Genomic DNA, 11,862 nt, shown 5'->3' on the forward strand with positions numbered 1-11,862 from the left:
TGACAATGCGACTGGCTTTCCCTACTTTGCTGTTCACGGCCGTGGCCCTGCTGATGGGTGCCTGGGGCGTGCATGCGGCACCGCAACCGGCAATGACCGTGTACGGCGAACCGGCGAAATACCCTCCCGGCTTCAGTCATTTCGCCTACACCAACCCGCAGGCCCCCAAGGGTGGCACGATGCGGCGATCGGCGATTGAAATCGGTCAGTTCGACCATGTTTTGCCTTACATCGACAAAGGCATCGGCGTTACACAGATTGACGGCTTGATCTACTCGCCACTGGCCCAACGCTCGCTGGACGAGCCTTATACCGTTTACGGTCTGGTGGCTGAGAAGATGGAGCGTTCAGAGGACGGACTGTCCCTGCGCTTTTACCTCAACCCCAAGGCGCGTTTTGCCGATGGAAAACCGATTACCGCCCAAGACGTGCGCTACACCTTCGACCTGCTGATGACCCAGGGCAGCCTGCGCTACCGAACCCAATTCGCCGATGTCAAAAGCGTCGAAGTGGAATCGCCACTGACCATCCGCTTTGATTTCAAGAACAACGAAAATCGCACCCTGCCCCTCGATATCGCAACCTTGCCGGTGTTTCCCGAACACTGGTGGAAGAGCCGCGATTTCGCCGGTGGCGGCGGCTATGAAGCGCCGTTGGGCAGCGGCCCCTACAAAGTAGGCAAGATCGATTCGGGGCGCAGCATCACGTTCGAACGCAATCCCGACTGGTGGGGCAAGGATCTGCCGGTCAGCCGTGGCCTGTACAACTTCGATCATTTCAGCATCGAATACTTCGGCGATACCGACGTGGCGCGCCAGGTCCTGCGCGGGGGCGCCTATGACTACAACCGGGAATTTTCCGCCACCGCTTACTCCATCGGCTACGAAAGCCCGGCCCTGAGCGATGGTCGCCTGCAAAAAGCCCACCTCGCCACAGAGGCGCCGCAACCGGCCCAGGGTTTTGTGTTCAATCTGCAAAAGCCCCTGTTCCAGGACCGTCGCGTGCGCCAGGCGCTGGTGATGCTGTGGGACTTCGAGTGGAGCAACCGGCAGATGATGCGCGACATGTACATCCGCCAGCAGAGCTTTTTTTCCAATACCGATCTCGCGGCCCGGCAACTGCCGGATGCCGGTGAGCGGGCGATTCTCGAACCGCTGCGCGGGCAGATTCCCGACGAGGTCTTCACCCAGGTGTTCGAGGCGCCGAAGACCGATGGCAGCGGCGTGATTCGTGACAAGCAGTTGCAGGCCCTGGACTTGCTCGAACAGGCCGGCTGGAAACCCGATGGCGACCAACTGGTCAATGCCCACGGCGAACCGCTGAGCTTCACGTTCCTGGTCAGTCAAAACGGCATGGACCGCCTCCTGCTGCCCTATAAACGCACGCTGAAACAGATCGGCATCGACCTGAACATCCGCCGCATCGACTCGTCCCAGTACGTCAATCGCCTGATGAGCCGCGACTACGACATGATCGTCACCGGCTACCCGGTCACCACCTCTCCGGGGGGCGAACTGGTCAATTACTTCGGTTCGGAGGCGGCCACCGACCCTGGCTCCAACAACTACATGGTGTTGCAGAACCCGGCGGTGGACACCCTGATCACCGGGCTGATCCGCGCCAATACCCAGGCTGACATGTTGCATTACGCCCATGCCCTGGACCGGGTGCTGCAATGGAATTACTACTGGATTCCCAACTATTACCCGCCGGGCACCTCAACGGTGTGGTGGAACCGCTTCGGCATCCCGAACGTGCAAGCGAGTAATGACGAAGCCATCGAGAGTTGGTGGGAGATGAGCACCACGCCATTGACCAACCAACAGATGACGGCCGAGCGTATCAGCCGAGGCAAACCCGGAGGGCCGCACTGATGTGGGCTTACATATTGCGGCGTCTGCTGCTGATCATTCCGACGCTGGTGATTATTCTCCTGGTCAACTTTGTCATCGTCCAGGCCGCGCCGGGCGGGCCGGTCGAACAGGCCATCGCGCACCTGCAAGGCATTGGCGGCGCCGCGGTTGGCGGCGGTTCCGGCGAATCCGTGAGCGGCAAGTCCCGGGCCAGTCGCGGGCTCGACCCGCAGCTGATCAAGGACATTGAAAAACAGTACGGCTTCGACAAACCGGCCCACGAACGCCTCTGGCTAATGCTCACCAGCTACGCGCGCCTGGACTTCGGCAAAAGTTTCTTCCGCGGTGCCACCGTCACCGACCTGATCCTCGAAAAAATGCCCGTGACCATTTCCCTCGGACTCTGGGCGACGCTGATCACCTACCTGGTGTCGATTCCCCTGGGTATCCGCAAGGCCGTGCACCATGGCAGCCAATTCGACATCTGGAGCAGTACCGCGATCATCATTGGCTATGCCATGCCGGCGTTCCTGTTTGCGATGTTTCTGATCGTGATCTTTGCCGGTGGCACTTCGCTGAACTGGTTTCCGGTCCGCGGGCTGGTCTCGGACAACTTCGAATCGCTGTCGACCCTTGGCAAGGTGGCCGACTACTTCTGGCATCTGGTGTTGCCCGTGACCGCCCTGGTGATCGGCGGATTCGCCACGCTGACCATCCTGACCAAGAACTCGTTCCTCAATGAAATCACCCGCCAATACGTAGTCACCGCCCGGGCCAAGGGCTTGAGTGAACGACGGGTGCTCTACGGGCACGTGTTCCGCAACGCCATGCTACTGGTGGTGTCGGGCATTCCCCAGGCGTTCATCAGTGTGTTTTTTGCCGGTTCCCTGCTGATCGAGGTGATCTTCTCCCTCGACGGTCTCGGCCGCATGAGCTACGAAGCGGCAGTGTCCCGGGACTATCCGGTGGTGTTCGGCTCGCTGTTCATCTTCACCCTGTTTGGCCTTCTGATAAAACTGGTCGGCGACCTCTGCTACACCCTGGTCGACCCGCGTATCGACTTCGCTGCGAGGAACGCCTGATGCTCAAGCTTTCACCGCTGGCGCGTCGCCGCTTCGAGCGCTTCAAGAAAAACCGTCGGGGCTGGTGGTCGCTCTGGTTGTTTGTCGGCCTGTTCCTGATGACCCTGGGCGGCGAACTGATCGCCAACGACAAACCGTTAGTGGTCAGCTATCAAGGCCAGTGGTACTTCCCGGTCTTCAAGCGCTACACCGAACAGGCCTTCGGCGGGCAACTGCCGTTCCAGGCCGACTACCGCAGCGACTACGTGCAGAAACTGATCAAGAAGGATGGCGGCTGGTTGCTGTTTCCACCGATTCCGTTCAGTGACGACACACCCAACTACGACCTGAACAAGCCCGCCCCCAGCCCCCCCTCCAACGTCAATTGGCTGGGCACCGACGACCAGGCACGGGACGTTCTGGCCCGGGTGATCTTCGGTGCCCGGGTGTCGATCCTGTTTGCCTTGATGCTGACCTTTGTCAGTGCCCTGATCGGCATCGCGGCCGGAGCCCTGCAAGGCTATTACGGCGGCTGGGTGGATTTGCTCGGCCAGCGTCTGCTGGAGGTGTGGTCCGGGTTGCCGGTGCTGTACCTGCTGATCATCCTGTCGGGCTTCGTCGAACCGAATTTCTGGTGGCTGCTGGGAATCATGGCGCTGTTTTCATGGCTGGCCCTGGTGGACGTGGTGCGCGCCGAGTTCCTGCGCGGGCGCAACCTGGAATACGTCAAGGCCGCGCGCGCGCTGGGCCTGACCGACCGCAAAGTCATCGTGCGGCACATTCTGCCCAACGCCATGAACGCGACCTTGAGTTACTTGCCGTTCATTCTGACCGGGGCGATTTCCACCCTGACGGCGCTGGACTTCCTCGGCTTCGGCATGCCTGCGGGCAGCGCTTCCCTGGGTGAACTTATTGGCCAGGGCAAGCAGAACCTGCAAGCGCCATGGCTGGGCCTGACGGCGTTCTTCACCTTGGCGCTGATTCTTTCTTTACTGGTGTTCATTGGCGAAGCACTGCGCGACGCTTTTGATCCTCGGTCTTGACCCTCGATCTTGATGCGGAAGTTGATATGACCAACCTGATCGAAATCCGTGACCTCAGCGTGGCCTTCAGTGGCCAGACCGTGGTGCGCAATCTGTGCCTGGACATCCGCCCCGGCGAATGCCTGGCGCTGGTGGGCGAATCGGGCTCGGGCAAGTCGGTGACGGCCCACTCGATCCTGCAACTGCTGCCGCAAACCGATACCGAGACGACAGGCAGCATCCGCTATCGCGGCCAGGAACTGGTGGGCGCCGATGCCGGCAAGTTGCGCAAACTGCGCGGCAATCGCATCGCGATGATCTTCCAGGAGCCGATGACCTCCCTCAACCCGCTGCACAGCATCGAAAAACAGATCGGTGAAACCTTGCTGGTGCACAAAGGCCTGGCGGGCAAGGCGGCGCAAGCGCGGATCCTCGAATTGTTGCATCTGGTAGGCATCCAGAAACCCGAAGAGCGCCTCAAGGCCTATCCCCATCAATTGTCTGGCGGACAGCGCCAGCGGGTGATGATCGCCATGGCCCTGGCGTGTGAACCGGAACTGCTGATTGCCGACGAACCGACCACCGCGCTGGATGTGACGGTGCAGCGCAAAATCCTGCTGCTGCTCAAATCCCTGCAACAGCGGCTGGGCATGTCGCTGCTACTGATCAGCCATGACCTCAATCTGGTGCGCAGCATCGCCCAGCGCGTGTGCGTGATGAAGGCCGGGGAAATCGTCGAGCAGGCGCCGTGCGAAACCCTGTTCACCGAACCCAGGCACCCCTATAGCTGCATACTGCTGCACGCCGAACCCGAGGGCGAAGCCTTGCCCCGGGACGAGCGCGAAAACGTACTGGAGGTGGACAACCTGCAGGTGCGGTTTCCCGTCGGTGGTGGCCTGTTTCAGCGCAAGACCTGGCTGCGTGCAGTGGATGGCATCAGCCTGAATATCCAACGCGGCAAGACCCTGGGCATCGTCGGCGAGTCCGGTTCGGGAAAGTCCACCCTTGGCCAGGCGATCCTGCGTTTGCTCGACTCCGAAGGCGGTATTCGCTTTCAAGGCCAGGCGCTGGACGGCCTGACGCAAAAACAGCTACGGCCGTGGCGCAAGAAGATGCAGGTGGTGTTCCAGGACCCTTTCGGCAGCCTCAGCCCGCGAATGTCGGTCGCGCAGATCATCAGCGAAGGCCTGGAAGTGCACAGCCAGTTGAGCACTGAAGAGTGCAATGCCGAAGTGATCCGGGCACTGAACGAAGTCGGCCTTGACCCCCAAAGTCGCCATCGCTATCCCCACGAGTTCTCTGGCGGGCAGCGTCAACGTATCGCCATCGCCCGGGCGCTGGTGCTGAAACCGGCACTGATCCTGCTCGACGAACCAACCTCGGCGCTGGACCGCACGGTGCAAAAACAAGTGGTCGCCCTGCTCCGTCAGCTTCAGGAAAAGTACGGATTGACCTATCTGTTCATCAGTCATGATCTGGCAGTGGTGCGCGCCCTGGCCCACGACATGATCGTGATCAAGGACGGAAAAGTGGTGGAACGCGGCGCCAGCCATGAGGTGTTTGACTCACCGCAGCATCCGTACACCAAGGAGCTATTGGCGGCGGCGATGTTGGGGCAGGCATAATCTGGCCGTTAAACCGCATCGCGGCCATCGTCGGAACGCCGCCCGGAGCGAGCTTGCTCGCGATGAGGCCACCACAGGCAATACACAATCAGGATCAGCCCCCCATGAACACCACCGAAAGCCTCAAGGACTACCAGCGCGTTCGCTTGCTGGCGATCCGTTCGCTGTTCGAAATCATCGAACAATCAAGCGAGGGCACGGTGATTGTCGACCGCGATGCCAACATCGTCTGGATGAATGAGCGCTATGCCCGGCGCTTCGGCCTGCCATCGGCCGAAGTCGCGATCGGCAAGCCCTGCGAAAGCGTGATCCCCGGCAGCCTGCTGCGTGAGGTGGTGCGCACCGGCCGGCCGATTCTGCTGGATATGCAAGACACCTCCAAAGAACCGCTGGTGGTCATGCGCCTGCCGATTCACGACGATGCCGGCGTAGTCATTGGCGCCATCGGTTTCGCCCTGTTCGACGAGTTGCGCAGCCTGTCGCCGATGCTCAAGCGCTACATGAGCATGCAGGAAGAACTGGCCTCCACCCGCTCGCTACTGCGGGCGCGGCAGACCAGATACAACTTCGCCCACTTCATCGGCACCAGCGCCGCCAGCCTGGAAGTCAAACGCCGCGCCCGGCGCAGTGCGAGCACCGAATCGCCGGTATTGCTGCTCGGAGAAACCGGTACCGGCAAAGAGTTGCTGGCCCAGGCCATCCACAACGCCTCGCCCCGCGCGCACAAGGCGTTCGTGAGCATCAACAGTGCGGCGATTCCCGAATCGCTGCTGGAAGCCGAATTCTTCGGCACCGCCCCAGGCGCGTTTACCGGTGCCGACCGCAAGGGCCGCGCCGGCAAATTGCAGATCGCTCAGGGCGGCACGTTGTTCCTCGACGAAATCGGTGACATGCCGCTGCCCCTGCAAAGCAAACTGCTGCGTGTGCTGCAGGAAAAGGAATTCGAGCCGGTGGGCTCCAACGAAGTGATCCAGAGCGATGTGCGGGTGATCGCCGCGACCTCTACGGACCTGGAAGCCGCGATCAAGCGCGGCGAATTCCGCGCCGACTTGTACTACCGGCTCAACGTGCTGCCGATCCAGGTTCCGCCCCTGCGTGACCGCCTCGATGACGTGCCGGCGCTCAGTGAGGCCATTCTCGAAGAACTGCGCAGCCAGCATGAATTGCACCACGAAGCCCTGGAACTGCTGGGGCAACACGCCTGGCCGGGGAACATCCGGGAGCTGCGCAATGTGCTGGAGCGGGCCGCGCTGCTCAGTGATGATTTGCGCCTGACGGTGGCGGACATCCGCGGGGCGATCGGTACATTCATACCGGTGGAACGCGTGGCGCCCTTGACCATCGAACCACTTGCCCACGAGACGTTCAGTGTGGCGCGGGAGCGATTTGATCGGCAATTGATCGAAACCACCCTCGCGCAATGCGGGGGCAAGGTGCCTGATGCAGCGGCACGACTGGGGCTTGGGCGGTCGACGCTGTACAAGAAAATGGCGGCACTGGGGATTGCAGAGTCTCAATAAAGAGACATTAGTCTCAATTGCTAGACAAACCATCGCGAGCAAGCTCGCTCCTACAGTAGACCGCGTTCTACTGAACTACTCCGTCCCCCTGTGGGAGCGAGCTTGCTCGCGATGAGGCCAGCACCACCGCCAAAAGTCTCTAATTAGAGACAAAGCATTCGAACTCAACCCTCATAAATCAAATATATTCTTATATTTCAACAACTTAACAAGATGGCACAAAACTCGCTCTACGCCTCTCCCACCAGGCTTCACCCAACAAAAATAACAACCCAGGAGACACACCATGAGTGTGATCATTGCCTTGGCAGCCCTCGCGCTGCTGATGCTGGCTGCCTACCGTGGCTACAGCGTTATCCTTTTTGCCCCGATTGCCGCCCTCGGCGCTGTCCTGCTGACTGACCCGTCTGCCGTCGCCCCCGCTTTCACCGGGGTGTTCATGGAAAAAATGGTCGGCTTCATCAAGCTGTATTTCCCGGTGTTCCTGCTCGGCGCGGTGTTCGGCAAGCTGATCGAACTGTCCGGTTTCTCGCGCTCCATCGTCGCTGCAGCCATTCGCCTGCTCGGCACCCGCCAGGCGATGCTGGTGATCGTGCTGGTCTGCGCCTTGCTGACCTACGGCGGCGTATCGTTGTTTGTGGTGGTGTTCGCGGTCTATCCGTTTGCCGCTGAAATGTTCCGCCAGAGCAACATCCCCAAGCGACTGATCCCGGCGACCATTGCGCTGGGCGCCTTCTCGTTCACCATGGACGCCCTGCCCGGCACGCCACAGATCCAGAACATCATCCCCAGCACCTTCTTCAACACCACCGCCTGGGCGGCGCCGTGGCTGGGCGTGATCGGCACGATCTTCGTGTTCTGCGCCGGCATGCTGTTTCTCCAGCGCCAGCGCAACAAGGCCCAGCGTACCGGTGAAGGCTATGGTTCGGACCTGCGCAACGAGCCGGAAACCGCCCCCGACCTGAAGCTGCCCAACCCGTGGCTGGCGCTGTCGCCACTGCTGGCGGTGGGCATCATGAACCTGCTGTTCACCCACTGGATTCCACAGGTGTACGGCAAGACCCACAGCCTCGCGCTGCCGGGCATGGCCACGCCGGTGACCACGGAAATCGCCAAGCTCACGGCGATCTGGGCGGTACAGGCAGCCTTGCTGGTCGGCATCCTCATGGTGCTGGTGTTCGGCTACAAGGCGATCAGCCGCAAGCTGGCCGAAGGCAGTAAAAGTGCGGTCAGCGGTGCCTTGCTGGCGGCGATGAATACGGCCTCGGAATACGGTTTCGGCGCGGTGATCGCGTCCCTGCCGGGTTTCCTGGTACTGGCCGACTGGCTCAAGAGCATTCCCAACCCACTGGTCAACGAAGCGATTACCGTGACTCTGCTGGCCGGCATCACCGGTTCCGCCTCGGGCGGCATGAGCATCGCTCTGGCGGCAATGTCCGAGCAGTTCATCAGCGCAGCCCACGCGGCGAACATTCCGCTGGAAGTGTTGCACCGGGTCGCCGCGATGGCCAGCGGCGGCATGGACACCCTGCCACACAACGGCGCGGTGATTACCCTGCTGGCGGTCACCGGGCTGACCCACCGCGAGGCTTACAAAGATATTTTCTGTATTACGCTGATCAAGACCCTGGCGGTTTTCGTGGTGATCGGCACTTTCTACGCCACTGGCATTGTGTGAGGTATTCATGACGACTCTTTCGGGCAAGACCGCACTGGTCACCGGCTCCACCAGCGGCATCGGCCTGGGGATCGCCCTCAGCCTGGCCAAGGCCGGGGCCAACCTGATCCTCAACGGCTTTGGCGATGCCTCCCAAGTGATCGCCCAGGTGCAACAGTTTGGCGGCAAGGTCGGCCATCACCCGGCCGATGTCAGCGATCCGGCACAAATTGCCGACATGATTGCCTACGCCGAGCGCGAGTTCGGCGGCGTCGACATCCTGGTCAACAACGCTGGCATTCAACACGTGGCAGCAGTGGATGAGTTTCCGGTGGAGCGCTGGGATTCGATCATCGCCATCAACCTGTCGTCGGTGTTCCACAGCACCCGCTTGAGCCTGCCGGGCATGCGCGCCAAGGGCTGGGGCCGGGTGATCAACATTGCGTCAGTGCATGGTCTGGTCGGTTCGGTGGGCAAGTCAGCCTATGTCGCCGCCAAGCATGGGGTGATCGGCTTGACCAAAGTGGTCGCGCTGGAAACCGCAACCACCCAGGTCACCTGCAACGCAATCTGCCCAGGCTGGGTATTGACGCCGCTGGTGCAAAAGCAGATTGATGATCGTGCCGCCAGTGGAGTTGACCCGCAGCAGGCGCAGCACGATTTGCTCGCTGAAAAGCAGCCATCGCTGGAATTCGTGACACCGCCGCAACTGGGGGAACTGGTTTTGTTCCTGTGCAGCGAAGCCGGCAGCCAGGTGCGGGGCGCGGCGTGGAATGTTGATGGTGGGTGGTTGGCGCAGTGACTGGCTGATAGACCCTTGTGGCGAGGGGGCTTGCCCCCGTTGGGTGGCGAAGCCGCCCCAAACACTCACAGACGATTCAGGTTGTCTGATTCACGACTGCTTCGCAGCCGAACGGGGGCAAGCCCCCTCGCCACACAAGCTCCCTCGCCACAAAAGCCGGCTCCACATCAGCCTGTGTGAAGGCATAAAAAAGAAGAGGCAAACCATGTCCGACATCCTCTGGCAACCCGACGCCAAACGCATTGGCAAGACCCGCATGGAAGCCTTTCGGCGCTTCATCAGTCAGCGACACCACCTCAAGATCGACGACTACCCTGCCCTGCACCAGTGGTCCATCGATCAGCGCCCGGACTTCTGGCAGGCCATCGTCGACTTCTTCGACATCCGCTTCCACGAGCAGCCCGACGCCGTGCTGCTCGAAGGCCCCCGGATGCCCAGCGCCCAATGGTTCCCCGGTGCAACGCTGAACTTTGCCGAACACCTGCTACAGCGTCGCGACGATGCGATCGCCGTGATAGCCGTCGGCGAAAACGGTCAGCGTGAACATTTGACCTGGGCTGAACTCGCCGAACAGATCGCCGGTTTTCAGAATGGCTTGATCGCCGCCGGCGTCGGTGTGGGTGACCGGGTCGCCGCGTGCATGCCCAACACCTGGCAGACACTGGTGGCCATGCTCGCCACCACCAGCCTTGGCGCTATCTGGTCCTGCTCCTCACCGGACTTCGGCACCCAAGGGGTGGTTGACCGTTTCGGTCAGATCGAACCGATAGTACTGGTGACCTGCGCCGGCTACCGCTATGCCGGCAAGGAGATCGACCAGACCGCCAAGGTCAACGAGATCCTCCAGCGTCTGCCTTCGCTGCAACAGCTGATCGTCGTGCCTTACGCCCGGCCACAGGCGCACATCGAAGAATTCCACACCCAGGCCAACGTGACGCTGTGGGACGATTTCTACGAACCCGGCGGCGAGCCGGATTTCGTCCCCGTGCCCTTCGCCCATCCGCTGTACATCCTCTACTCCAGCGGCACCACCGGCGTGCCTAAATGCATCATCCACAGCACCGGCGGCGTGTTGCTGCAACACGTCAAGGAACACGGCCTGCATGGCGATCTAGGCCCCGGTGAACGGCTGTTCTACTACACCACCTGCGGCTGGATGATGTGGAACTGGTTGGTGTCGGCACTGGCCACCGGCAGCTCCGTGGTGCTGTACGATGGCTCACCGTTCCAGCCCGATCCACAACGCTTGATCGACCTGATCGACGACGAACGCATCAGCGTCTTCGGCACCAGTCCCAAATACCTCGCTACCCTGGAAAGCAGCGGTATCAAGCCCCGTGAAAGTCATGACCTGAGCAGCCTCAAGACGTTGCTTTGCACCGGCTCGGCGCTGTCGCCGCACAGTTACGACTTCGTCTATCGCGATTTCAAGGCTGACGTGTGCCTGGCTTCGATGTCCGGCGGCACCGACATCGTCTCGTGCTTCGTCAACGGCAACCCGATGTCGCCCGTGCGGCGCGGCGAAATCATGGGCAAGAGCCTGGGCATGGCCGTTGAAGTGTGGAACGACGAAGGCCACCCGGTGATCGGTGAAAAAGGCGAACTGGTCTGCACCCGGCATTTCCCGGCGATGCCCATTGGCCTGTGGAACGATCCTGATGGCGAAAAACTGCACAAATCCTATTTCAGCCTGTTCCCCGGCGTCTGGGCCCAAGGTGATTACGCCGAACAACTGCCCCATGGCGGGATGATGATCCACGGACGCTCCGATGCCGTGCTCAACCCCGGCGGCGTGCGCATCGGCACGGCGGAAATCTACCGTCAGGTGGAGAAAGTTCCCCAGGTGCTCGACTGCGTGGCGATCGGTCAGCAGTGGCAGGACGACGTGCGGGTGGTGCTGTTCGTGCGCTTGCGCGACGGGCTCGAACTGGACGAGGCCCTGCAACAGCAGATCCGCCAAGTGATTCGCGCCAATACCACGCCGCGTCATGTGCCGGCGAAGATTGTGGCAGTGACGGACATTCCCCGGACCATCAGCGGCAAGGTCGTTGAGCTGGCGGTGCGCAATGTGGTGCATGGGCAGAAAGTGAAGAACACTGATGCCTTGGCCAATCCCGAGGCGCTGGAGCAATTTCGTGACCGGCCCGAACTGATGGATTGAAATGGGATTACCTGTGGGAGCGAGCTTGCTCGCGATAGCGGAGTGTCAGTTGACATCAATGCAACGTGACCCGACGCCATCGCGAGCAAGCTCGCTCCCACAGTAACCGCTCAAGCCTTCGAATCAACCTGCACCTATCACCTGTGCAAGAATAGTCCCAG

At 61.1% G+C, this 11,862-nt stretch carries 8 protein-coding genes; all 8 read left to right on the top strand.

Going from position 1 to position 11,862, the window contains the following annotated elements:
• Positions 1-5: 5 nt before the first annotated feature.
• The 8 genes from AC1RS8_RS26570 to AC1RS8_RS26605 all read left to right on the top strand — a co-directional run bounded on the left by AC1RS8_RS26570 (position 6) and on the right by AC1RS8_RS26605 (position 11,701).
• Positions 6-1,874 carry an extracellular solute-binding protein gene (locus tag AC1RS8_RS26570; RefSeq protein ID WP_489338613.1) on the top strand — a complete coding sequence of 623 codons (1,869 nt, stop codon included), beginning with the start codon at positions 6-8 and terminating at the stop codon, positions 1,872-1,874.
• Positions 1,874-2,935, top strand: coding sequence for a microcin C ABC transporter permease YejB (locus AC1RS8_RS26575; protein WP_057714611.1), 1,062 nt, complete (start codon positions 1,874-1,876; stop codon positions 2,933-2,935). Before AC1RS8_RS26570 ends, AC1RS8_RS26575 begins: the two co-directional genes overlap by 1 nt.
• Complete coding sequence (locus tag AC1RS8_RS26580) at positions 2,935-3,957, top strand: ABC transporter permease (RefSeq protein WP_489338614.1); 1,023 nt, start codon at positions 2,935-2,937, stop codon at positions 3,955-3,957. The genes AC1RS8_RS26575 and AC1RS8_RS26580 overlap by 1 nt, the downstream gene beginning before the upstream one ends.
• 26 nt (positions 3,958-3,983) lie before the next feature.
• Positions 3,984-5,561 carry an ABC transporter ATP-binding protein gene (locus tag AC1RS8_RS26585; RefSeq protein WP_057714606.1) on the top strand — a complete coding sequence of 526 codons (1,578 nt, stop codon included), beginning with the start codon at positions 3,984-3,986 and terminating at the stop codon, positions 5,559-5,561.
• Positions 5,562-5,665: 104 nt separating this feature from the next.
• Positions 5,666-7,081: a sigma-54 interaction domain-containing protein gene (locus tag AC1RS8_RS26590; RefSeq protein ID WP_218498184.1), complete on the top strand. Its 1,416-nt coding sequence runs from the start codon at positions 5,666-5,668 to the stop codon at positions 7,079-7,081.
• Positions 7,082-7,367: 286 nt separating this feature from the next.
• A complete protein-coding gene (locus AC1RS8_RS26595; protein ID WP_090455620.1) occupies positions 7,368-8,759 on the top strand; it encodes a GntP family permease in 1,392 nt (463 codons plus the stop codon).
• Between the two features lie 7 nt (positions 8,760-8,766).
• Complete coding sequence (locus AC1RS8_RS26600) at positions 8,767-9,540, top strand: 3-hydroxybutyrate dehydrogenase (protein ID WP_090455621.1); 774 nt, start codon at positions 8,767-8,769, stop codon at positions 9,538-9,540.
• Between the two features lie 205 nt (positions 9,541-9,745).
• Positions 9,746-11,701, top strand: coding sequence for an acetoacetate--CoA ligase (locus AC1RS8_RS26605; protein WP_489338615.1), 1,956 nt, complete (start codon positions 9,746-9,748; stop codon positions 11,699-11,701).
• The last annotated feature ends 161 nt before the right edge of the window (positions 11,702-11,862 follow it).

Source organism: Pseudomonas sp. GW821-FHT12A04, assembly GCF_058807755.1.